21 protein-coding genes are annotated in these 24468 nt (G+C 45.8%); 15 read left to right on the top strand and 6 right to left on the bottom strand.

Going from position 1 to position 24468, the window contains the following annotated elements:
* Positions 1-6 precede the first annotated feature (6 nt).
* Together AC6I8U_RS19740 and AC6I8U_RS19735 are read right to left on the bottom strand one after the other, a co-directional pair.
* On the bottom strand, positions 7-1170 hold the full coding sequence (locus AC6I8U_RS19740; RefSeq protein WP_498019408.1) for a conjugal transfer protein TraF: 1164 nt from the start codon (positions 1168-1170) through the stop codon (positions 7-9).
* A 230-nt stretch (positions 1171-1400) separates the two neighbouring features.
* Positions 1401-2771 (bottom strand): YjiH family protein, encoded by a 1371-nt coding sequence (locus AC6I8U_RS19735; RefSeq protein WP_498019407.1) that lies wholly within the window; start codon positions 2769-2771, stop codon positions 1401-1403.
* A gap of 298 nt (positions 2772-3069) precedes the next feature.
* Here AC6I8U_RS19735 and AC6I8U_RS19730 point away from each other — a divergent pair, with 298 nt between their 5' ends.
* Positions 3070-3696, top strand: coding sequence for a hypothetical protein (locus AC6I8U_RS19730; RefSeq protein ID WP_498019406.1), 627 nt, complete (start codon positions 3070-3072; stop codon positions 3694-3696).
* Positions 3697-3834: 138 nt separating this feature from the next.
* Positions 3835-4134 (top strand): isoamylase early set domain-containing protein, encoded by a 300-nt coding sequence (locus AC6I8U_RS19725; protein WP_252015615.1) that lies wholly within the window; start codon positions 3835-3837, stop codon positions 4132-4134.
* Between the two features lie 127 nt (positions 4135-4261).
* Here AC6I8U_RS19725 and AC6I8U_RS19720 read toward each other — a convergent pair whose 3' ends face one another.
* Positions 4262-5863 (bottom strand): BCCT family transporter, encoded by a 1602-nt coding sequence (locus tag AC6I8U_RS19720; protein ID WP_498019405.1) that lies wholly within the window; start codon positions 5861-5863, stop codon positions 4262-4264.
* A 566-nt stretch (positions 5864-6429) separates the two neighbouring features.
* On the opposite strand from AC6I8U_RS19720, the gene AC6I8U_RS19715 reads away from it, so the two are divergent.
* The 6 genes from AC6I8U_RS19715 to AC6I8U_RS19690 all read left to right on the top strand — a co-directional run bounded on the left by AC6I8U_RS19715 (position 6430) and on the right by AC6I8U_RS19690 (position 13089).
* Positions 6430-7635, top strand: a complete 1206-nt coding sequence (locus AC6I8U_RS19715) for a peptidoglycan DD-metalloendopeptidase family protein (protein ID WP_394150445.1) — start codon at positions 6430-6432, stop codon at positions 7633-7635.
* A gap of 26 nt (positions 7636-7661) precedes the next feature.
* A complete protein-coding gene (locus AC6I8U_RS19710) occupies positions 7662-8012 on the top strand; it encodes a hypothetical protein (RefSeq protein ID WP_128648927.1) in 351 nt (116 codons plus the stop codon).
* Between the two features lie 148 nt (positions 8013-8160).
* The gene (locus AC6I8U_RS19705; protein WP_498019404.1) at positions 8161-9537 is read left to right on the top strand and encodes a DUF1800 domain-containing protein; all 1377 of its coding nucleotides are present in this window, start codon (positions 8161-8163) and stop codon (positions 9535-9537) included.
* Between the two features lie 5 nt (positions 9538-9542).
* Positions 9543-10679, top strand: coding sequence for a DUF1501 domain-containing protein (locus AC6I8U_RS19700; protein ID WP_498019403.1), 1137 nt, complete (start codon positions 9543-9545; stop codon positions 10677-10679).
* Between the two features lie 305 nt (positions 10680-10984).
* Positions 10985-12571: an ATP-binding cassette domain-containing protein gene (locus AC6I8U_RS19695; RefSeq protein WP_498019402.1), complete on the top strand. Its 1587-nt coding sequence runs from the start codon at positions 10985-10987 to the stop codon at positions 12569-12571.
* Positions 12572-12624: 53 nt separating this feature from the next.
* Positions 12625-13089, top strand: a complete 465-nt coding sequence (locus AC6I8U_RS19690; RefSeq protein ID WP_498019401.1) for a DUF302 domain-containing protein — start codon at positions 12625-12627, stop codon at positions 13087-13089.
* A 68-nt stretch (positions 13090-13157) separates the two neighbouring features.
* Here the strand turns inward: AC6I8U_RS19690 and AC6I8U_RS19685 are convergent, their stop codons facing one another.
* The 3 genes from AC6I8U_RS19685 to AC6I8U_RS19675 all read right to left on the bottom strand — a co-directional run bounded on the left by AC6I8U_RS19685 (position 13158) and on the right by AC6I8U_RS19675 (position 16678).
* Positions 13158-14318, bottom strand: a complete 1161-nt coding sequence (locus tag AC6I8U_RS19685) for an MFS transporter (protein ID WP_498019400.1) — start codon at positions 14316-14318, stop codon at positions 13158-13160.
* A gap of 170 nt (positions 14319-14488) precedes the next feature.
* On the bottom strand, positions 14489-15652 hold the full coding sequence (locus AC6I8U_RS19680; RefSeq protein WP_498019399.1) for a GGDEF domain-containing protein: 1164 nt from the start codon (positions 15650-15652) through the stop codon (positions 14489-14491).
* Between the two features lie 291 nt (positions 15653-15943).
* Positions 15944-16678: a GntR family transcriptional regulator gene (locus tag AC6I8U_RS19675; protein WP_252015599.1), complete on the bottom strand. Its 735-nt coding sequence runs from the start codon at positions 16676-16678 to the stop codon at positions 15944-15946.
* Between the two features lie 260 nt (positions 16679-16938).
* Here AC6I8U_RS19675 and AC6I8U_RS19670 point away from each other — a divergent pair, with 260 nt between their 5' ends.
* From AC6I8U_RS19670 to AC6I8U_RS19640, 7 genes are all read left to right on the top strand, one after another.
* Positions 16939-17859, top strand: a complete 921-nt coding sequence (locus AC6I8U_RS19670; RefSeq protein ID WP_498019398.1) for a siderophore ABC transporter substrate-binding protein — start codon at positions 16939-16941, stop codon at positions 17857-17859.
* A gap of 81 nt (positions 17860-17940) precedes the next feature.
* On the top strand, positions 17941-18900 hold the full coding sequence (locus AC6I8U_RS19665; protein WP_498019607.1) for an ABC transporter permease: 960 nt from the start codon (positions 17941-17943) through the stop codon (positions 18898-18900).
* Positions 18893-19843, top strand: coding sequence for an iron chelate uptake ABC transporter family permease subunit (locus AC6I8U_RS19660; RefSeq protein ID WP_498019397.1), 951 nt, complete (start codon positions 18893-18895; stop codon positions 19841-19843). The genes AC6I8U_RS19665 and AC6I8U_RS19660 overlap by 8 nt, the downstream gene beginning before the upstream one ends.
* An 11-nt stretch (positions 19844-19854) precedes the next feature.
* Positions 19855-20616 carry an iron ABC transporter ATP-binding protein gene (locus tag AC6I8U_RS19655; RefSeq protein ID WP_498019396.1) on the top strand — a complete coding sequence of 254 codons (762 nt, stop codon included), beginning with the start codon at positions 19855-19857 and terminating at the stop codon, positions 20614-20616.
* A gap of 159 nt (positions 20617-20775) precedes the next feature.
* Positions 20776-21900 carry a multidrug effflux MFS transporter gene (locus tag AC6I8U_RS19650; RefSeq protein WP_498019395.1) on the top strand — a complete coding sequence of 375 codons (1125 nt, stop codon included), beginning with the start codon at positions 20776-20778 and terminating at the stop codon, positions 21898-21900.
* Positions 21901-22041: 141 nt separating this feature from the next.
* Positions 22042-22818, top strand: coding sequence for an AraC family transcriptional regulator (locus AC6I8U_RS19645; RefSeq protein ID WP_498019394.1), 777 nt, complete (start codon positions 22042-22044; stop codon positions 22816-22818).
* Between the two features lie 61 nt (positions 22819-22879).
* Positions 22880-24448 carry a hypothetical protein gene (locus tag AC6I8U_RS19640; protein WP_498019393.1) on the top strand — a complete coding sequence of 523 codons (1569 nt, stop codon included), beginning with the start codon at positions 22880-22882 and terminating at the stop codon, positions 24446-24448.
* Positions 24449-24468 lie beyond the last annotated feature (20 nt).

Here is a 24468-nt window from a genome sequence, read left to right as displayed (position 1 = left end):
CAGATATCAGAAGGTGAAAGCAAGGTTTGCAGATGCGCCAAGCTGATTACTTCCCGCATAGTTACCCGCAATATCCAGACTTACGACATCGAATGGGCTGAGACCAATACCTGCTGTGATAGCACTGTCCGCATTGTCTTGCATGTCGACCTCATATCCAGCGCGCAGTTGTGCCCAGCCCCAAGCATTGCCCTCAACACCGAAACGAACATATTGAGTCTCATCGTTTAGGCTTGCAAAACGTTCTTGTTTGGTAAGCTCAATATCAACCGCCACGGTCACATAATCACCATTATAAGCTGAACCAATAGTCGCCATCGGGTTAAGCTTGTAGGTGTCAATTTTTGTGCCTTCATAGGTCTGTACGTCAATTTCTTGCTGGATAATATCGCGTACTGTTAGACCAAGACGCCAGTTGTTGTAATGCCACGCGGCACCAAGATCGAAGTTGAACGCGCTCTTTTCCACCATGCTGTCTTCGGCGTTATCTGCGTCGAAATCTTGCACACTAGCGATCAGGGCATAGGTACGTAGCTTCTGAAATTTGGGAGTGATGCCGAAAGACACGTCTTGGTCGGCAATCACGAAGTTTTTACCCAAAGCGAGGCCCAGCTCAGCGCTAGCAAATGCTTGCATTTGAACTTTCGACATTTCATAGCGGTCTTTGATGTCTGCTGGGTCGTCACCTTGATTAGGCTCTATCAATGGTGCTGCTATGGCTTCAGCATAACCCCTTGCATATAGATTACTGGAGACAATACTTGAAGGAATTGCAATTGCGAAACCAACATTAGCACTAGCAGTTGTTGGTTTGTTCCCCTCAAGTTGGTCAAGCAACCGGTTGATCTCTATTAGCTTTGCCTGTTCGCCAGATGGATTTTGCTCATACTCATCAATCAATGATTGCAGATCGTCCAACGTAGTGATGCTCTCATCCGTATCACGAGCGCTCGCACCAAATGTTGGTAGCAACAGACCTACATCATCGTTGTCTTTGTATGTAGCGGTTAATGCTGGGTTGTATAAGCCTGCAGTTAAGTAGTCAGCTGACGCGACACCGGTGTTACCCATGGCGGCACCACGTGCTTCGACCATATTGTTTGCTGCATTCGATATAATTGGAGTGGTTGCTGCCAAGACGATGGCGGCCACTTTAGTCATTTTATTCATTATTATGTCCTGCGATTCATTCGCATTGAGTACTCATTATCCGATGAGTCTTATGATTACGCGCCTTCATTGCGAAGGTCACGCCACTGCATTCACGTGAGTTATTCACGTAAGAGCATATGATAATTGATATTTATATAAAGTAAATGAGCTATCATTTTGTTTTATAGGATAAAAAAAGGCTCACCTCTGTGAGGTGAGCCTTTGAAAGAGAAAAATTCTATTGGTGTTTAGAAGATAAGGTGCGCAACACCCGCAATCACAGGCAGTGTGATCAGTGTACGTAGAATGAAGATAACAAACAGTTCTACGATGTTTACTGGAATACGGCTACCAAGGAGTAGTGCACCGACTTCTGACATATAGATAAGCTGTGTTACCGACATCGCCGCGATGACAAAGCGAGTCATCTCATTGTCGATTGAAGCTGCTAGGATTGATGGGATAAACATATCTGCAAAGCCCACTACCATGGTTTTAGAAGCAGCAACGGCTTCAGGTACACCTAGTAACTCTAGGTAAGGGATAAACGGTGTACCTAGGATTTCAAATACTGAAGTGTATTCAGCGATAACGAGAGCGACAGTACCCAAGCCCATAACCACTGGCAGCACGCCGAACACCATATCAACTGCGTTTTTAACGCCTTCGCCAAATACTGACTTAGCAGACGTCACAGTACCAGCACGTTGCAGAGCGAGGTCTAGACCCCAAGAGAACGTTGTATGGCCCTTTGGTGTCACTTCGGCATCTTCTGATGGTTTAGTTCCATCGATGAAGGTGTCTTTCTTGTTACGTAGTGGTGGTAAGCGAGGAATAATGATCGCCGCTACGATACCTGCCAAACAAATCGCACCATAGAAAGGTAGGAACAAGTGCTCGAGCTCAACTTGAGCGATAACCACTAAGCTAAACGTGATAGATACTGCTGAGAACGTGGTACCAATTACTGCGGCCTCACGCATGGTATAGAACTTGTTTTCGTACTGCTTACTGGTTAGCAGAATACCAACACTGCCATCACCTAACCAAGAAGCCATACAGTCGATAGCACCACGACCTGGAAGGTTAAACACTGGGCGCATGATCTTACTTAGCAGAGCACCAAATAGCTCAAGTAGACCAAAGTTCAGTAGCAGCGGCAGCAAAAGACCTGCGAAGATGAACACAGCGAACAGGGTAGGCAGTAGACCTTCTAAAACAAGACCGCCGGTGTTTTCTTCCCAGATAGCCTCAGGACCAACCTGGAAGTAGGTCATCAGCACTGCGATGCCACCAATTACGCGCACAGCCAGCCACATTGGTGTTGGGTTGAATAGACCGTTCAGAAATTCGTTGTCTGTGATGAAAGCAGGCTTAAAAATGCGAGTTAAAATAGACGCCGCTGCCATAACAGCAATGATTGCCGTGACCAAAGGTACAATGAAATCGCCAACAGCGGCTTGCAAAGCTTTAGCAAGAACTGCGACAGGAATCGTTAAGCCGCCATCGTAGCTGATAGGCGCCATAAACAGGAATAGACCGATTAAAGACGGGATGAAGAACATCCAGAAGTTGCCTTTTTTGCCGCTTTTCGGCACAGATTGAGCACTATTTTGCATTTTTCTCTCGTGTTACAACTAGTTAATAATGGCGACGTCCTGCGCCTATTTATTCACTAAACATCCATATTCGTGCATTGGGCGCAAGATTACTCCTTTTTTTGAATGCTGGCAATACTATTCATCATTAAAGGGTAATTATTCACTATATGGTTCTATCGTAACCAATAATACGCAATAGAATGTATGGTGAGTGTTTGTGTGAACATGGCTACATTATAGTGGGGATTGATGCTTTCAGCAGTTTAGAGAACACGCTAAACTGTAGTGAATGAATAAGTTATTGAGAATAATAATAATGCCTAGGAAGAAGCTCCCCATTCCACTTATACTTTTGATCCCTCTGTGTTTACTTGCCGTGGTTATTGTCGCAGGTATCTATCGATTTTCTCTGTCTGATGAAGAGATCCTTGCTAAATTTCCCTCTCAGCAAAATGTGCAAGCCGATCCCGTTGTCGAAGCCATTATAGGTCTAAAGGTTGCGAATCCATGGACTATTCAAGTTCCCGAGACAAGTGCTTTCACACTACTTACCGATATCGATGCGGATAAACAAGTCGCGGCGGGAAGCTATGATGACGGTATGGAGCGAGGTAATGTTTATCTTCTTTATCGCTATCAACAGTCTATTTATGACGACAAGGCGTTATCGGCGGTCGTTATTCCTTTTGCCGTTAGCAATCAAGGTTCTGGCGTTTTTTATTATCTTGGGCTTTTCAAATGGGACAGCGCACGCCAACGCGTGATCCTGTCGGATGCCAAGTTTGCTGGAGACCGAATAGAGATTTCAGCGCTGACAAGAGCCGATGACCGCATGACGCTCTCGTTTAAGAAGCACGGACAGGCGCAGTCAATGAGTGAAGTTCCCGAAGAAAATGACACGTTAGTTTGCGTAGCCAAAGCGTTTAAATGGGTGGATTGTTAGTCATCTTTTTGCACCGAGCGTGATCTCAGCGATAGCTTTCAGAAATAAATGGTTGCGAAATGCACACTTGAGAATGTGACATTAATTACATAACATGGGTTTTTTGATGTTGTTATTTTTAGACAAATGGAGCTTGCGATGATTAATAAGCGCTTTTTTAAAACAAAAGATGAAGTAGAAGTCACCTTTGAGTTAGATGCGACCAATGTGGAGAGTGTGGTTTTAATGGCTGACTTTTTAGACTGGCAGCCAACCCCAATGAAGAAGGTCGCCAAGACCAAATCATTCAAATACAAAACTCGACTACCAAAAGATGCGGAGTTCCAATTCCGTTACCTAGTGAACGAAAGCGAGTGGGTCAACGATGCCCAAGCAGATCAATACGTGCCAAATGGTTTTGGTGCCGATAACTGTATTGTTAAGACTGCACAAGTTTGATTTGACTTAAGTCACTGAGACAAGACTCAACACCACAAGTTAAAAAAAGCCGCTCACTTTTGATAGTGAGCGGCTTTTTTATTCTTCACGATTTGAAGCGAGTCGACGTTGACTCGCTTCTCGGTCGTTATCGAGACTTGCTTGCAACTTCCGGCTGTTCAACCTCAGTCAACATGCCTTTAAGAAGACTCACACAGCCCATTATCAGAATGATAGTAAAAGGCAGCGCGGCAATAATCGTAATGGATTGCAGTGCTTGAATGGAGTCTGTGCCACCAATCCATAGCATTACCATTGCAATAACGGCAGAAATTACCGCCCAAACGACTTTCTGTTTGATTGGTAGCTCGAGTTTACCACCCGCAGTCATGCTATCGACAACGATAGAGCCAGAGTCCAGTGTGGTTACAAAGAACACGATGATCAGAGCAACCGCAATCAGCGAAAGAATATTACCGATAGGGTAGGCATCAAGCATGTAGAACAAACTCAATGAGACATCGGTGATGCCTTGTTCCATACCAAGCAAGCCAACTTTGTCGATGATCTGTTGGATAGCGATGCCACCGAAGAATGACATCCATGCGGTTGTCACTATGGTTGGAATGACGAGAACACAGACAAGGAACTCACGAATGGTACGACCCTTTGAAATACGTGCTACGAACATACCGAAGAATGGCGCGTACGCTACCCACCAAGCCCAGTAGAATACCGTCCAGCCATGCAGCCAGGTGGTGTCTTCACGACCTGATGTCTGACTTAGCGGAATGATGTTTTTCACATAGCCTACGACCGATGTAGTGACGGAATCGAGCACGGTAGTGAAGTTTAAAATACCCATGAAGCCAAGGAAGACAAAGGCAATGATCATGTTCAGGTTACTGAGCACCTTAACGCCACCGTCCATGCCGCGAACGACAGAAACAATAGCTAATCCCATAATGGTCAAGATGATAGCAATCTGCAGCAATAAGCTGTTCTCTAGGCCAAACACGTGGCTGATACCACTTGCTGCTTGTGAGCCACCAAGACCAAGTGATGTTGCAAGACCAAACAAGATAACGAGAACCGCCATCACGTCGATAACGTCACCAACTCTTCCCCAAACTCTATCACCCAATAGTGGGTAGAATACAGAGCGCATTGAAAGTGGTAGACCTTTGTTATAAACAAAGTAAGCCAGCGATAGCGCTGTCATGCCATAGATAGCCCACGCGTGCAGTCCCCAGTGGAATACCGTTGCACCTAGTGCTGCTTCACGGCCCTCTGGGGTAAAAGGTTCTGCATTGAGAGGTGTTCCAAACCAGTTAGTAAAGAATGCAGTTGGCTCTGCAACACCCCAGAAGATAAGGCCAATACCCATGCCCGCGGCAAACAGCATTGAGATCCAGGATAAGGTTGAATAATCCGTCGTGGCGTTATCGCCACCTAAACGAATTTTGCCCAGTGGCGATAGGGCGATAAGTAGTGCGAAGATCAGAAGGATGTTCGCGCCCCACATAAAGACGAAATCGAATTTCGATAGCGCAGCGGCTTTTACCGCGTCGATGGCAGCTTTGGCGTCTGCTGGGGAAAGTACGAGAAGAGTGACGATAAAGAGGATAGATAAGCCCGCTGAAGCGGTGAAAACTGTATTGTGGACATCCATGCCCCACTTAGTGATGTTGTCTTGGCCGACTTGATAGTCAGTTGAATCGATACTGTATTTTTGAGATTTAAAACTCATAATTATGAGGTTTACATATTCGTTCACACGAATATAAAGACCAACTCCATGTTTAATGAATTACTGATTAGAATTCGAAAATCCTTTGTTTAAAGTAATCTTAATCAAAGGGTTATGATGAAATTATCCGTTTTACATCTAATCCTGAATCGGCGATTTTAACATAAAAAGGGCCCTTTGTGGGCGAGATGATGGATGGAAGCTGAAACAGAATGCATCCATATGCACTTAGTTCTGCATTAAAATACGGCGCTGTTATTGGTGAGTTTTCCCAAATATATCGTTTTACGAGAATTCAAATACTTAAGGAAAAAGCGCCAATTTAGAACAATATCTAGGCCGTTTAATTGACGACGAACGTCGCTTTTTTACACTCTCATCACATGTTTTACCTTACTTTTCCCGGCATTTGAGTGCATTTGAAATAGGAAACGATTACTCTAATGGCTCTGTTTAGGACATGCATCGGAACCATTGTGCAATCGAATCAACCAGCAGACGGATTAACAACGGCTAAGAATCCGTCTCGAAAACTCAAAAGAAGCATCGCTTTTGGTCTGCCCTTTATGGCAGCCTTTGCTTTTCTTCACAGCTTACCTGACTCAAACATGCAGGGTACTATTGAGCTCAATCTCAATGACTCACCCGTGGTAGCTGTACTCGCTGAAGAACCAGCGAAAGCCGAACTCCCTCCTAAGTTTGCTTATCTTGTGAAATCTGGTGATAGCCTAAGCCAGATCTTTGATCAGCTGGGTTTTCCATACAGTGACATGATGTCAGTGATGGAAACCGACTTGAACTTCCTTGTTCTTGATACGCTAAGACCCGGTGATCGTCTGCGCTTTTGGCAGGATGAAGCGACAGGTGCACTAAGTAAACTCGAAGTTAGTCGTAATGTCGCTGAAAAAGCGGTTTATGCGCGTCTAGACGATGGAAGCTATGAGTTCGAAGATATCTCTATCCCGGGTGACTGGGAGAGTGTCGCTATGGTGGGCAGTATTAACGGTAGTTTTTCTGCGTCAGCGAACAAGCTTGGACTGAGCCCTCGCGAAATCGATCAGGTAGTCACACTGCTAAAAGACAAACTTAGTTTTACCCGTGACCTTCGAGCAGGTGATCGCTTTGAGGTAGTGAAGAACAGCCAATTTGTTGAAGGAACGCCAACGGGTAACTCTGAGATCCAAGCGATCAAGATCTTTAACCGTGGCGCCATGTACTCGGCTTACTTGCATTCGAACGGTCAGTACTATGACGCGAAAGGGGACAGCTTGCAGCGCGCCTTTATGCGTTATCCCGTGAAGAACCATCGCATTACTTCGGGCTTTAATCCAAATCGCCGTCACCCAGTGACGGGGCGAGTTTCACCGCATAACGGTACCGACTTTGGCGTTCGTACTGGTACTAATGTCTACACCACTGGTGATGGCGTTGTGGCTATGGTGCGTAACCACCCGTATGCGGGTAAATACATCGTTATCGACCACGGCGGTCCATACAAAACGCGTTATCTTCACCTGAGTAAAATCTTGGTGAAGAAAGGGCAGAAAGTGACTCGAGGAACTCGAATCGGTTTGTCTGGTGCAACGGGTCGCGTGACGGGTCCACACCTTCATTACGAGTTGATTTCTCGTGGAAGACCAGTAAATGCTATGCGAGCTAACATTCCTATGGCAGACTCTGTCCCGAAAAACGAGCTCAAGCAGTTTATTGCGCGTCGTGATGAACTCGATGCCATGCTTGAGAAACAAGAGACCAAATTGGCTAGCCTATAATTGGCCAAATAACCATGGTGTAATGAATGCAACAATTAGAATTTCAGCTGCTGGTCATGCAGCTATGTGAGTTGAAAACACTTCCAGATGCGCTGAACAAGCTGAAAAGCTCTGAAAACCCAGAAATCAAAGAGGCAGCAGAGAGCCTAACAGGTCAATTTGCTTTGGCTACGGTTGACGGTGAAGAGCGTATCTATCACGTGTTTAACGATGTTGATGATAACGGTGAAGAGCAAGAGTACGCTGAGCACATCATGAACGAAGGTGATGATGTGATTAAGTTTGTCGCGTGGTTCTTCGATGTTATGTTCGAAATCAAACCAAGCGATACTTACAAAACAGCAGGTAAGACTTACCGTCAGCCTAAACGTTCTTAATCGACATGCTGTCAGAGCATTAAATCTGTTAGTTCGAAAGACAAGCGGCGTTCATTTTTGAGCGCCGTTTGTGATTTTATGGTCAGGCTCTAGGCAATTTGGTGTGGATGTGCAATGCTTTTTGTATGCCCCCTTCAACGAGGTTGCCATGGAAAGTAAAGAGACCGCGCAGACCAGTACTTCACAGTACGTCGTTTCTCAGCGTTTTGGTTTTGGTCCTAGAGTTGGCGATGCCAAACAGGAACCCGCGCTCAATGATCAGCTAAAAGCGACCCCCTACATTCACAAAGCCATTACTGAGTTACCGTCAACCACAGAAATGTTGGCGCATCTTGGTGATTTAAACCGCCGCAGAAAAGAAGCGACAACACCAGAAGAGAAAAAACTTTTCACCAAATCGAGCAATGCTTTCTTCCAAGAAAACTTCCAAACCATAGTTCACGCTAGAAATCTGCAAACCTTAACCACACCGCTTGGATTCCAAGAAAGGTTGATTCAGTTTTGGAGTAACCACTTCGCCATTTCAGCAGACAACAGACGTGTTCGCCCCATAGCTGCTGGTATCGAAAATGAGGTGATTCGCGAACTGTGGAGTATCGATTTCCCCTCTATGCTGCTTGCGGTTTGTCAGCATCCAACCATGCTGATGTATCTCGATAATTACCGCTCTATCGGGCCCAACTCAAAAGCGGGTCAAAAGCGCAATAAAGGCCTTAACGAGAACTTGGCGCGGGAGATTCTTGAACTTCATACCTTGGGCGTCGATGGCGGCTACTCACAAAACGATGTGATTGAACTTGCCCAAGGTTTAACTGGCTGGACAGTGAGTTTTAAAACAGATCGACCGGGGTATCAATTTGTTGATGCTATGCATGAGCCTGGTGCTATCAACGTACTGGGTAAGGTCTATGAGGAAGAGGGAGAGGAGCAAGCGATGTCTTGCCTTCGTGATCTAGCCAATCATGAAAACACTGCGAAGCATTTATGCAGCAAGTTGGTTCAACACTTCTATGGCTCAGGTCATCCTTCGCTGGTGGATGAGCTTACTAAAGTGTGGTTAGAGAATGAAGGGATGCTGATTCCTGTTTACATCACTTTAATTAACTCAACGCTCAAAAATAGCAGTCAACAGCTGAGATTTCGGACGCCTCAAGAGTGGTATTTTGCGGTACTTCGTAGTGCTGACTTTGAGCCCAATGCTCGCCAGATGCAGCAAATGCTACGTCAGCTTGGACAGCCGCCTTTCATGCCGGGATCGCCTGCAGGGTGGTCCGATAAAGACTCTGATTACAACTCCTCATCAGCACTTACCCAGCGTTGGCAAGTTGCGAACCAAATCGCCAAGCTAGTAGTGAGACAGTTGGAGCGCAGCAAACAAAATGTCGATGACAAACTGATTCAAATGACCCAGCGTCTTTACGGTAGTGAGGTGGATGAGCACGTTCTTACCGCCATGGATAAAGCGCAGGATCCCACGTCGAAATTGGTGGTGCTGTGGATGAGTCCACAGTTCCAATACAGGTGAGTACTATGGCAACGAGACGAGACTTTATCAAAGGCATGGGGGCAGCATCTTTAGTCACCATGTTGCCCAACTTGTCATTGGCTTCTACTCAGAGCCCGAATGTGTTGGTGTGGATAACACTGCGCGGCGCAATGGATGGACTAAACGTGGTGGTGCCCAGTTTCGATGAGGATTACTACAACCTCAGACCTAACATCGCAATAAGTAAGGATCAGCTCCAGCCATTAAGTGACGGCTTTGGATTGCATCCAGCTCTCAAGAATGTCTATCAATGGTACCAACAAAAGCAAGCTGGCTTTGTGCACGCCTGTGCAACGGGTTATCGGGAGCGTTCTCACTTTGATGGTCAAAAGGTGCTTGAGAACGGCACTACCGACCCATTTGGTCCGATTGGTTGGATGAACCGATTCTTAGCGACACAACACTCACAACAAGCGATAGCAATAGATTCGGGCATGCCTCTGATAGTGCAAGGGGATGTTAAGGTCAGCAGTTGGTTCCCCCATAAACTCAAAGCAGAAGAGGAACAAAGCCTATTGCTGGCTGAGTTATTCCAAAATGACGAGACCCTATCAGCAAACTTCGAAGAGAGCATGAAGCTTGAATCGATGACCAGCGGAGGCAGTCAGAATAAGCAGTTTAACAATTTGATGCGTCAAGCGGGTAAGTTTATCAGCTCACCACAGGGACCCAATATCGCGGTACTAGAACTGGGCGGATGGGACACCCATTCAGGACAAGGAACGACAAATGGTCGCCTTGCTTCTCAGTTGACTAAGTTAGACAAAGGGCTTGATGCACTCAAACAAGCCTTAGGCGATAAATGGCAATCAACCGTGGTGATCGCAGCTAGTGAATTTGGTCGGACTGCAGCAGAAAACGGCACCAAAGGGACTGATCATGGTACAGGCAATGCCATGTTTATTATGGGTGGGGCACTCAAGGGCTCAGATGTCGTTACCGACTGGCCTGGACTCGCTGAAAGTGAACGATATGAAGGTCGTGACTTGCAACCGACGACCGACATGCGCTCAGTGCTCAAAACCGTGCTTAGCCAACATATGGGGGCTGACGAACAAACCCTACAGCAAGTGTTCCCTGATGCACCTCAACCAGCGGACTTAGGTAAGTTGCTTGGATAATGCGTTAATCTGAATTGCTGGCTCCTCTGTACCACATAACTTTGCGAGCCCAGTAACACTGCTTGTCGATAAGCGTGTTACTTGGGCAAATTCATGTATAATTCCAAGCAACACTTCCCTAGGAGCGCACGCCTACATGAACAACTAACTCAATTTCGAACGTTTTATACAAGTAACTTTTGAAATCGCAGAGTTAGTGGGCGTTGGCTCGTTCTATATTCCTGTCTACCTATCAGGACATTGCTATTTATCGCGACATTGTCGTATGTGATGCCATGCGTCTCATGCTCTGCCAAGGAGGATGTATGACTGCAATTCATGCTATTTCATTATCAAAACAATTTTCTGACGGTCACGATCTGTTTCACGACCTCTCTTTTATCATCCCTGTTGGCGTGAATGCCTTGGTTGGGAAAAATGGCTGCGGCAAAAGCCACTTAGCGTTAATGCTGGCGAAACAATCCCAACCCTCAAGTGGAAGCGTTGAGTGGGGAAACCACATCAAGTCAATTGGTGTTTACCGTCAAGAAGAGTCACAAGATGAACTGGATTGCTCTATCGCTGCTTACCTAGGTGTTGAGAACAAGCTCAAAGCTCTTAAGCAGATTTCACGAGGTTCAACCGACAATCAGTGGTTTGATCTTATTGCCGATTCAGATTGGCAGCTCGAGCAAACATTGACGGAGCTATTGGAGTCACTGCGGCTGCCTACTGACCTAAGTACCAAACTGCGCCATTTAAGTGGAGGACAACGGGCAATCATCAGGCTCTATCGTTTGCTTAACCAAGAGCACGATGGATGGATCCTCGATGAGCCAACCAATCACTTGGATACCGAGCACATAAGTTGGTTAGTGGAAACGCTAAGGCAGCGACAGGTACCTATCCTAGTGATCAGCCATAACATTTCCTTTCTCGAGCAAACTGACCGTATTTTCGAGCTTAGTCGCTTGGGAATTACCTGTTTCGGTGGTGGTTATCAGGGATATATAACCCAAAAAGAGGAGAAGCTTGCGGCGATCAACAAGATGGCAAAAACGTTAGAGAAAGCCCGCAAAGTCAAAGTAGAGAAAGCGCACCGTCGAGATCTTACGATGCAAAGGCTAGCGAGTCGGGGCGAGAAGCAGCGGGCGTCTGGTAGCCAGCCGAAGATATTGATGGATGGCAAGAAACAAGGCGCACAACTCGCCAATTCGGCGGTAAAAGCGCAGAATGAGCGACAAATGGCTGAGCTCGACCAAAAAATACAGGATGTAAAATCGCAACTTGAGCAACTCAAGCCACAAAAATGGTATACCAGCGAGGTTCAGTCGACAGGGAGAGTTAAGGTTCACTTTGAAGGCTTTTATCATGAGCGAATAGAGTCAGAGCCTATTACTGCTCAGATATTTTCTGGTGAGCATGTTTGGCTCAAAGGCGCTAACGGCTCTGGAAAGTCCACCTTGCTGAAGCTACTTTTGAAAGCAGAGCATCACTCAAGTGTCGATGAACGTTTAACAGTTAATGGAGTTTGCTTTTATCTCGACCAGTATTTCTCTTTCTTGGAATCTGATGTCTCCATATTGGACGCAGTGTGTACGCACTGTGAATCCCTAAACATTCCACAGGCACGAACGCTACTTGCTGGTATAGGTTTTCGGCGTGAGTCGGTGCACCAAAAGGTATTGGATCTCAGTGGTGGAGAAAAAATGAAGCTCGCAATGCTTATTGCCTCTCATCAAACCCAAGCCTCAATCTTGTTGTTGGATGAGCCAGATAACCATCTTGATTTGGAAGCTAAACAGCAACTTGTTAAAGCCATCAATGGCTATACAGGGGCTGTCATAGTTGTCAGTCATGATGTTGGGTTTATTAGGCATTTGACGATTCACAAAACAATAGAGCTAGGTTAGCGAGCCAGCACTATACTCATTTCATCTTTTGACGATCGCGGATAGGAGAAGTGATGAAGTTAATAAGATTATGGTTTGGACTCGCTATTGTAATCAGCAGTAGCGTTTTAGCGTCAACCCCGGCTACCGATGATGGGCTAGTCCGAGTTAAAAGTACGCACGATGTGTCGATGACAGCAGATAAACTGATTGGTCTGCTGGAAAGTAAAGGCATGACCATTTTTACCCGCGTTAAGCATTCAGATTCGGCGAAAAAAGTGGGAGTAGAGTTAAGACCTACTGAGCTCATCATCTTTGGTAATCCTAAGGTAGGATCCCCATTGATGGCTTGTAGCCAAAGTGTCGCTATCGACCTTCCGCAAAAGGCGCTGATCATGGAAGACGATCAAGGAGAGGTGTGGCTTGTTTATAACAGCCCAAGCTATCTTGCTGCGCGACATCACATAGAAGGGTGTGACAAAGTGCTTAGCAAAATCGAGGGAGCACTCGCCAATTTTGCTAAAGGTGCAACGCAGTAACGTACCTCTAGAAAATACACGCTTAAAGCAACGCTAAAAAGGGAGCACTTTGTGGTGCTCCCTTTCTGTTATTCGCCTGCCACCAAATGCTTCTTGGTACGGATGCTAGCGATAAACATGTAGATAGCAGTTGCCATCATGGTTGCTAGTAAGTATGCCATAAGCCCTTGCGTGCCATTCATAAACCAGTCAGCAATCATTGGGCCTGCCACTGAACCAATACTGTAGCAAAACAGCATCACCTGCGTAGCGGAGACAATGAAGCTCTCGTCCAGTTTGTCGCAGCCAAGATTAATGGCGATTGGGTAGAGCGCAAAGGTTGCCATGCCTATCAAGAATAGACTGATTGCCAACACACTTAAGTCGTCGCTTAGGATCACCAGCCCCACACCAAACACACCGAGTAGACAGAAAAGACCCATCAACGGCGTACGTCCTGCTACTTTAATCAATGCTGGAACCATGGTTTGCACTGCCATACCACCAAGAATAACCAGTGCCATCAGCGCGCTTAGGTTCGTTTGTGACACCTCACGGTGCGTCAACTCGACTGGCATCAAACCGTAGATTGAACCCAGCGTTAGACCCGAAACGATACAACCAATGATCGCTGCATGGTTAAGCTTTGCAACCTGCTTAAGCGACAAGGTTGTGGAATGCGCACTTTGCGGCTGCTGAGTTGGAACAAACATCAGTACCATAATCGCTGCGCTCAGCATTGAGAGTATCACGACGAACGGTATACTGCCTTCGATACCAATAAAACCAATGCCAAGTTGACCAAGTGCCGAACCGCCATAAAGCGAGCCCATATAGAGCCCCAAGCGTTTTGCGCGGCTTGACTCATCACCGACTAATAGCCAGGACTCGACGATGACAAAGACACCTGCAACCGCAATACCAGCAATAAAGCGAGCAACCAACCATACTCCTGCCACTGGGACTAGAGGTAGAGTGATGATGGTCGCGATAAACAGCGCCAAACAAGCAATAAATGCGACGCGGTGACCGACATGTTTTACCGCAGGTTCAATGACTACCGCACCAACTAGCAGACCCGCATAAAACACACTCGCCAACCAACTTGCGTTGCTCGCGTCTATGCCATACTGATTCAACATCAAAGGGATCAGACTCATGAGATAGCCCGATGCCACGGCATAAAGTGATAGCGCAATAACAGGAACTTTGAAACCAGTTTTTACTGCGAAATCAGTTGTGTTTTCCACTAGCGGAGCCTCCAAATTTAGTCGTGGGAAATCAAGAAAAAGAAAGATTTGATGAAGTTTTCGCCGCGACTATGAGGCTTTAAGAGGGGTGAGTAAAACGAAAAAAAATGATCTTCACGATAAAAGAAATTTATCGATGTTCTTAGAAAGGGGGACAGCGAGTAAGGGGATTAACTGACTGAAACTGAATTATACTGTTTTTGGTGATTAAGTTCATCGGACTGGACAACTTTGTTTCTACCAGAGGCTTTTGCTTGGTAGAGCGCTGAGTCTGATTCGAGAATAAAATCGTGAAGCTCGATTGACTCAGTGGCAGGTTGGAAGCAAGCACCTGCACTGATGGTGACCGATGTATTGTGTTCGGAGAGAGCGAGTCTTTCGGTTTGTTGGCGGACCTGCTCTACTACTTCGATAAACTGCTTTTTAGAGTCGAAAATTCCAATCAGAACGAACTCCTCCCCTCCAAAGCGGCCTGCAAAGACAGTACTAGAGGCGTGCATCTTGATAAGATTGGCTACTTTGACAAGAACCTCATCACCAAATAAGTGGCCATAGGTGTCATTGAATTGCTTGAAATGGTCAACATCAAATAGAGCAACACCGATGGACTGCTGACGGATAAGTGCCGTGTATTTAAGACCGACAAAGCGCTTTTCGTATTCGCGTCTTCGATAAAGTCCCGTTAGATTGTCGAACTTTGCGTGTCGCGTCAGCTGCTTTTCTGCCTGTGTAAGCTTAGCGATAAGTTGGGTGTGCTCGAAGTGTTCATATAGCCTCGAGGTCGCGATGTCTGACTGATGAGTATTGAAAAACACAAAGTGAAACATGCCAAAGATAAAGACCAGCCCAATAAGATACCAACCCTCACTAAACGCATAGACCGTTGGCAAGCTAAACACAGCAATAAAATAGCCGATGTAACTGGTCTTGCTGTAAGAGAGATAAGAGTAGCCATGAAACGCAACGGACGCAGCAACAAGCAGTGAAGCAATGGTGACTTGAAAGTTGTTTTGCGAGAAAGCAAGCCATATCCCAATACTCCAAACAAAGCCGTTCAGTATTGGTGAGGCTGCAAAAATAAGATCAAAACGACGGCTGGTAGCCGTTAGAGAGTCGAGCTTTTTAATGGCCGATTGAATAGAAAGATGACGAAGCCATATGACACAACACATGCAAGCATACCAAGCGAAAAGCTCACTGCTCAGGTCTGTAGTTAAGAACAGAAGTACAGCGAACAGCGCGCCCATGATGGCATGGTTTTTTACCGCATGACGAAACAGCGCTGCCGTTCGAAGATAGCGTTCTTTGTATACACGTAGTTGGATTGAGTCCATGGGCCATTAGCTTCCTGTGCTTTATCACTTTTGATAGCACTGTGCTAATAAAGTTATCACTTATATTGGAACGCGCATATTATATTTGCTGCAAGATGTGAAGGCTTTCGGCATATCATGTGCTTACGCGCACGGTTTTATAGAATAGTGGGGAAAAATCCTACTTATAGAGTTGGCAAGCTAGGTTGGAGTTTGTAGCTCAACATCGATTTAATGGACTCAACTTAGTAAAGCTCGCCGCGACTTGGCGGCAAGATTCATGATCACGATGCTTGGATGCAATAGAAGGCGTTATATCTTGAAGAAGTTAGTCGCGAACTTATAGTTCTCCCAACGGTGCTTCACATTGGAGTACTCAAAAATCTCACCATCATCAAGGTACACTACCTGCTCTACATTGACGAGCGGCTCACCTTCAGCGATCCCAAACTGCTCGGCGTAAAACGCACTCGCTTTAACGACTGAAATTTCCATCGTCGAACTGTGTATTTTTAGACCAAGTTTATCGGTAATAAAGCTGTAGATGGAGTCCTCGGCATGCTCTCTTTTTAAACCTAAGATGATACTGATCGGCATATAGGTTTCTTCCAGTGAGGATGCGATGCCGTCAATGATGCGCAGCCTGGTGGTGTTATAGAGCATATCTTCTACGTCGCAGTTAAGACGCTTGGCAACATGTTCGTCGGCGGGTACGACCTGAAACTCGAGCACCTTAGTTTCTACGGATTGACCGTTAGCAATAACATTAGCTTTGGTCCCATGCAGGTGAGCATAGCCAGCATTACCTAATGGTCTTTTTACAAAAGAGCCAGAGCCACGTTTGCGCACGACCAAGCCTTCCGTTACCAAGATATCCAGTGCTTTTTTGATGGTCAGTTCACTACAACCGAACTCTTCAGCAAACTCGCTGCCGCCAGGGAGCTTTTCGGTGGTGCTGTATTCCCCAGACAGAATGCGCTGCTTGATTGCTTGATAGATATCAGAGTATTTCGCTTTGGTGGTCGCCATGCTTTGGAGTTTGCTCATAAGTAAATGATTTTGGTCATAGTATGACAAAACCGAGATGAGTAAAAACAATAGCGTGCTTTTGTTGATAATTGTTTGCAATTTGTACGGTGATTCACAGCTTAGGTATAAGCCATAACAAAGAAGCGGCGTGAAAGGGCTCTTTCTTGCGCTATGACAATAAAATCGCAACTGACTATGAAAACGATATTGATTCCCATTTAAGACTGGGTGATAATGAGTTTGTCTAATATAACCATAAAATATATAAGGAAATGGGAATGAGTCAGTCCTTTGGTTTCGTCAAGCGTTTGGCGTTAACAGCAGTCGCAAGCCTAGCGTTGGTTGCTCAAGCAGGCGCTGTTACTATTCAGCACTTTAAAGGAACGAGTGAATTTGACGGTACGCCGAAGCGTGTTGTTGTTCTGGGTAATGGTAGTTTGGATGTGCTGGACCGTATCGGTGTCAAACCTGTAGGTGCTCCTCATTCACTTCTCCCCGAATATCTAGCTGATTACAAACAAACGACGGGGAATACTGGCTCTGTTGGTGAACCCGATTTTGAAGCCATTTTTACGTTGAAGCCAGATGTCATTATCGCTGAAAACCGCATGCTTCGTGTTTATGATGACCTAAACCAGATCGCTCCAACGGTGATGTTCTATGTCGACAACGGTCAATATTGGCAAGATGCACAAAAGAACTGGCGTATGCTAGGTAAGTTGTTCGATAAAAAAGATGAAGTGGAAGCGCTAATCGCTGAAACTCAGCAGCAACTTGACGATGCTTCATCAAAAGTAGCAGAAGAGAAATTGAACGCCTTGATGTTGATGAATAACGGTAGCAATGTTGCCATGTTCAATAAGGGAAGCCGTTTTTCTATCGTTTTTGATGACTTTGGTTTTGCTGAATCGAGCAGTAAAAATGTCGCTCCAATTGAAGGCGCTCACGGAAACCTCATTTCATTCGAGTATGTTGCAGATGCTCAGCCGGAAGTCATTTTTATTCTGGATCGCGAGCAAGCCATAGGTCGAAGTGCTGGTAAGGCACAAGAGCTGTTCAACAACCCATTAGTTAACTCCACGCCTGCTGCGAAAAACAACAAGGTTGTCTACATCGATCCAAACGCTTGGTATATCTCTGGCGGCGGTGTGACTGCTACGCAAACCATGATCAGCGATATCGATAAAGCGCTGAACTAATCAGATAAGTTAATGAAAGTCTCTGCTGGCATCTGGCGGAGGCTTTTCCTGTTTAGAATTCCTTTTAAGCCCATCTTTGTAATGACCATTCAAAAATACATTCTGGCAAGTGCGCTGCTCATTGGATTGGCAGTCTGCTCTCTTATTCTTGGCGCGGCTTCTGTTTCACTCGTGGATCTATTTCGTGGTGATGAGCATGCCTATTCCATCTATGTTGTCAGTCGTGTACCTAGACTGCTTGCCATTATCCTCGCAGGTGCCGGTTTAAGTGTTGCGGGTCTGATTATGCAGCAGATCGTGCAAAACCGATTTGCGTCTCCATCGACCACGGGCACTATCGACTGTGCGCTATTAGGCTATGTGGTTGGGCTTATTTTCCTTGGCGGAGCAAGCCAATGGTTACATCTCGGAGCCATCTTTTTCTTTGCCGTTGCGGGTACACTGATTTTTGTACGCTTTTTACAAAGACTGCAATTTAAGAATGCGGTGCTAGTTCCGCTCATAGGCATCATGTATGGCAACGTAGTTTCCGCGTTGACCACATTTATTGCTTACAAGTATGACTTAGTTCAGACCATGTCCTCGTGGACGGTGGCGAATTTCGCCAGCGTGTTGCAGGGCAATTACGAGATTCTCTATCTCGCCGTTCCGGCCTGTCTTTTGGCGTATTTTTACGCGCGCCAATTTAGTGCTGCGAGTGTGGGTGAAAGCTTTGCAAAGAACATCGGTTTGGATTACCAAAAGATTGTGTTCATTGGCGTTATCTTGGTGGCAGTAAGTTCGTCTACCGTGGTGATGATCGTCGGTGTTATCCCATTCCTTGGTCTCATCGTTCCTAATATTGTGTCGTTGTTTATGGGCGACAACATGAAGCGGATATTGCCTTGGACAGCCTACTGGGGTGTTATCTTGGTGCTTGCTTGCGACATCCTAGGTCGTCTCATTATTTTCCCTTACGAAATGCCTATCTCGATGATCATCAGTATTTTTGGTGGTGCGGTGTTTATTTATCTGGTGTTAAGGGAGAAGCGCAATGCGTGATTCGTTAAAAGTCTCTTTGCTCATAGCAGGTTGTTTGGCCATTATTGCGTGGTTTATCGGTCAAGGACTGACGGCGGATAATTATCAGTTTTTCCTATCGCGCCGTATTCCAAAAGTGTTGGCGATTGTGCTAGCCGCAGTAGCAATCTCGGCTTCTTCTTTGGTGTTTCAAACCATCACTAACAACCGTATTTTGACGCCTTCTATATTGGGCTTTGATAGCTTGTACCTTATGGTGCAAGTACTTATGGTGGTTATTCTTGGCAGCACCAGTTTTTGGGTCATACACGCAATGAGTAACTTTTTGCTTTCGACTTGTGTGATGATTGGCTTCTCACTGCTGCTGTTTCATTTCTACTTTAAACGCAAAGACAGCAATGTGTTTACTTTGCTGCTGATTGGTATTGTTTGCGGAAGTCTATTTAGCAGCGTGACAGGGTTCTTGACCATGCTGGTGGATCCGAATGAGTTTGCCAGTATTCAAAACTCCATGTTCGCGAGTTTCAATAATGTGAATGCCAAGCTGGTGTATTGGAGCCTTATCCCGCTATTGCTCTGCTTAGCTATCTTGTTCTATTACGCCCCTAAGCTTGACGTGCTTTGGTTGGGTACGGATAACGCGACCAGTTTGGGTGTGAATACTCAGCAGCTAACCCAACGGGTGATGATTCTGATCACCATTATGATCGCTATCTCGACTGCGTTGGTTGGTCCTGTTCTTTTCTTTGGACTCATAACAGTGAGCTTAACCCGTGAAATGTTTAGCCATTACCAGCATCGATTCCTAATCATAGCGAGCAGTTTATTAGCGGTATTTTTACTCGTAACGGGTCAGTGGTTTGTCGAAAAAGTCCTGGCATTTGAAACGACGATCAGCGTCATTATCAATCTCGTTGGTGGGTCCTACTTCCTGCTCTTATTACTAAGAAACAGAATTAATTAAGAGGTATAACAGTGATTAAGTTAACAGGTCTAAGTAAAAAATACGGCAAAACCTTCGTGGTTCAAGATGCCGATGCGCTGTTTCCGAAGGGAGAGGTCACGTCGATCATTGGTCCTAATGGTGCGGGTAAAAGTACACTACTGTCGATGGCAAGTCGCTTGACCGAGAGTGACGCTGGTGAAGTGGTCATTGGTGATAAGCTGCTTGCACAGTGGGATACCAAGGAGCTTGCCAAGCATCTGGCTGTCCTTCGCCAATCGAACAACATTAACATGCGATTTACTATCCGCGAGCTGGTCTCTTTTGGTCGTTTCCCTCACTCTGGTGGGCGTTTGACCTCGGAAGATAACGAGATCATTGACCAAGCACTCGGGCATTTAGGAATCGAAGAGATTCAACACAAATACCTTGATCAACTGAGTGGTGGTCAGCGACAAATGGCGTTTATTGCGATGGTCGTTGCTCAGGATACCGATTACGTGTTTCTTGATGAGCCATTAAACAATCTCGATATCAAACACTCAGTGGAAATCATGCACACGCTCCGTCGTTTGGCGCATGACTTCAACAAAGCGGTGGTGATTGTTATCCATGACATTAATTTTGCCTCATGCTACTCGGACAACATCGTCGCGATGAAGAAGGGTAAGGTCATCAAATCTGGTAGTGTCGAGGAAGTTGTTCAGCAAGAGACAATGGAAGCCATCTACGAGATCCCATTCGATATTCGCGAAGTGGATGGGCGTCGCGTGTGTCTCTATTTCAATAGCTAACTCCCTTTTTCAGTGTCTTTTGAAGGAGCCGACGTGGCTCCTTTTTTATTTGGCATGTCAATGTCCTTATTTTGATGTTTTCTGTATTTATGTTGTTAATGGGTAAGTAAGTTCTTACTCCATAATGCGTCCCATGTTAGAGATTAATGAGGACACAATATGAAAACGAAACCGTCGTTATGGCTGATGGTGGTCATGCTGATGTTTCCACAGATAGTGGAAACCATTTATAGCCCAGTATTGGGTTCAATCGCACAATCATTTGCTGTTAGTTACGCACAAGCTGCACAAACTCTATCAATATACTTTTCGGCTTTCGCAGTTGGCGTTGTTGTTTGGGGAGTATTAGCAGATAAGTGGGGGCGACGCCCGACAATGCTATTGGGTTTGTTTATCTATGGCGGAGCAGCACTTGTTGCTATGAAAGCCGATAACTTCACCACTGTGATGTTAGCGAGGACTGTCAGTGCATTCGGTATTGCGGTCGGCTCTGTGGTAACTCAAACCATGCTGCGTGATGTTTTTCGTGGCGAAGAGCTAGCAAAAGTATTTAGCCTAATGGGGATGGGTATTTCCATCAGTCCCGTACTTGGAATGTTGTTGGGTGGTCACCTATCGCAAGCAGGTGGGTATCAGTACGTGTTCCTTGCCTTGTTTGTGATGGCTCTAGGACTCTTCGTTTATAACCTAGTTAAGCTGCCAGAAACACAGCAACAAAAACAGCCGCTACAACTCTGTAGTTTGAGTGGTCGTATGATTAAGGATGTAAAAATTTGGCAATCTGCCATTTTGGTTGCACTGTATAACGTGGCTCTATTTTCCTACTACCAGCTAGGTGCATTTCGCTTTGCAGAGCTTGGTTTTAACGCTCAGCAGTTTGGTTATAGTGGCATTGTTTTAGGCTTAGGTACGCTTGTGGGAAGCCACGTAAACAAAGCGATGCTATCGAGAAGCTTTTCTCAGCGAACGTTATTAGGTGTGGCAACCCTGCTTCTTGCTGTGGGCTCGATTGGCGTATTTGCTATGCTCGACTCAATCTGGTTTGTTGCGCCTATGATGTTCGTCGTCATGTCATTCGGAATTGCGATTCCAAACGTGCTTAGTGTTGCGTTGACCGATTACAAACAGCAAGCGGGCAGTGCCGGTGCCGTGTTTGGTTTGATGTACTACCTAATGATTGGTGGAGGTTTAGGCTTAGCAGGAATAATACAAGATCTAGGTACTGTTCTGCTCGGCTGTAGTGTACTGGCGATGGTTGTCACAATGAGCGGTAAAAAGCACTAAGGCAAAGGTAAGGCGACTAAGAAGCTCTCTGCGTGGCGGAGAGCTTTTTTACTTTTAGTCCTCGGTTTGTAAATAGTGGTATTTCGTCCATAACTCGATAATATTATTGATCGAATTAGACTAAAACGAGCGAGGTAATTCGTGGCTATCATTGATGAAACCACTCGGTTTGATGCTGACAGTATTGAGAATCCGGTTGTGGGTATTGCTGCTACCGTCGGGACTCATGACTCTGGTATGCACCATCATCGAAAGCATCAATTACTATTCGCTGCCTCAGGTTGTATGTCGATATCTCTTGATGGTGCAAAGTGTATATTGCCACCAACACGTGCTGCTTGGATCCCAGCAGGGGTTGAACATTATGCGAAAATGAGCCATGTGGTGGCGTATCGTTCCCTCTACTTTGATTCTGAGCTTTGTGTTGATGTTCCTGATATGGTCACCGTGTTCTCTGTTAACCCTCTACTTAGAGCGCTTATTGAACGCATGGCGTTTTGGGAGTGGGAAAAACCACAAAGCGAGCAAGTGAACATGACGGCGTTGTTTTTCGAAGAACTGAGTGCTGCACCCAAAGAGAACATGGCACTGCCGCTGCCGAGTGACAGACGGTTGCAGCGATGGTTAGATGGAGTGGTAGGAGAGCACTATCTGCCACAGCCGCTTAGCCAGGTTGCCACTAAGGTCGGTGCTAGCGCTAAGACAGTCACGCGTATCTTTACTAAAGAAACGGGAATGCCTTATCAATCTTGGCGTCAGCAATGGCGATTATTGATGGCGGTTCAACATCTTTCAGAAGGGAAGAGTGTGGCAGATACCGCCAGTGAGCTCGACTTCTCTAGTGACAGTGCGTTTGTCTCTTTTTTTCGGCAGCAAACGGGTGAAACACCGGGCAAATACACGGGACAAGGACAGTAAAGTTGGAATGCATTGTTGAGATGATAAACTATTGAGATGCACTCATTTGTTCAAAATCAGTATGTCCAATACAGACTCTAAGCCGTTCACCGAGCAGCACCTTCAAAACACACTAGAAAAAATAGTGTCTCATCCGCTGTTCTATTCGTCCCCCAAGCTAGTTGCGTTCTTGCGGTATATTGTGGAGAAGGCAGAGGCTGGATTAGGTGACGAGCTGACACAGTATGGTATTGCCACCGAATTGTTTGGAAAGCCCACTAGTTTCGATCCATCTAGTGATCCTATGGTGCGAATGCTTGCAACCAAGTTAAGAAAATCTCTCGCGGTCTTCTTTGAGGATAACCTTAACTGCGAGGTGAAGATAGACCTGCCAAAGCGAAGCTACACGCCAATATTGTCTTTAAATGGCAGCTACTTACCAGAGCCAACACTACCTGATACTCATTACCCAACCATCGCGGTTTTACCTTTCTCTCTTACAAGCCAAGACGAATTATGCGTGGATCTGACAAACTCACTGCAAGAAGAGTTGAACCACGCTTTGAGTCGCTTTGATCAATTGGCGGTACTCTCTCCGCTTCGGATTCAAGAAGTATCAGAAGGATCAATATCGCTTAGCGAACTGCGTCGTTTGCTCGGGGCTAGGTACGTGATTTCAGGCTCGGTGAGACGAAATAGCATGTCTACTCGCATAACCATTGCGTTGAGTGAGACCGATCAGGGGATCCAAATATGGAGCGAACGTTTTGAGTTGATGGGTGAACTTGGTTCGCTTGGGGAACAAGAGCGCATAGTACAAAAGATGGCAACCAAGATTGGTTCCTCATATGGCGTTATCTCGATGCATGAGTTTCAAGCCATAAAGCACCACAACAAGACGGTGTTGAATGACTATCAAGCCAGGCTTTTTTATCTTGAGTATCTCACGAAAATGAGCCAAGAAAGTTTGCAGGACATGATTGCGCTATACGAGGAATTGACCTTAGAGCGCTATGCCAATGATGCACGAATGTTGGCGACGTTGGCACAGTTATATTGTGACGCTTTGTTGTTTGGCATTATGGACCAACAGCAAGTGATTGAGCGTTGTGAAAAGCTGGTAGCAAAAGCTCTGGATTTCTCCCCACATGATAGTGAAGTGATTTTGGCTCAAGCTTGGTGGGCGCTACTGACGAACAACGAACAAAAAGTAAAGAGTTGCGCAGAGCGTATTATTCAACTTAACCCAAATTCACACTACACCATAGGTGCTGCAGGTTGGCTGGTTTGTCTGTCGGGTAATTTTGACTACGGCATTCGAATTCTGACTGATCTGTTGGGTAAAGATGAGTACTTCCCAAACTGGCTCAAACTGAGCCAAGCGCTGAATGCGATTCGACAGCAGGATATGGATGCGGCTTTGCAAAGCATCGAGTTGTTTTACGTGGAAGGCAATGTACTGCAAACCATTCTATTGGCGTTAATTTATCAAGTGACAGGGCACTACGCGTTTGCTGAGCAGCATTGGAGTGAGGCGAATGGCATGGTATCAGAGCTTCCGAGGATCTCTGAACAATTATTGAAAGTGATGATTCTGGATGAATCACTGTGCGAAACACTTGAGAAAGCACGGCAAATACTCGTGCGATAGTGACGGGAACTGTATTAACA

This window comes from Vibrio sp. KUL80 (genome assembly GCF_059725495.1).
The sequence above is the reverse complement of the archived record's forward strand: the minus strand, read 5'-3'. Positions and strand labels throughout refer to the sequence as shown.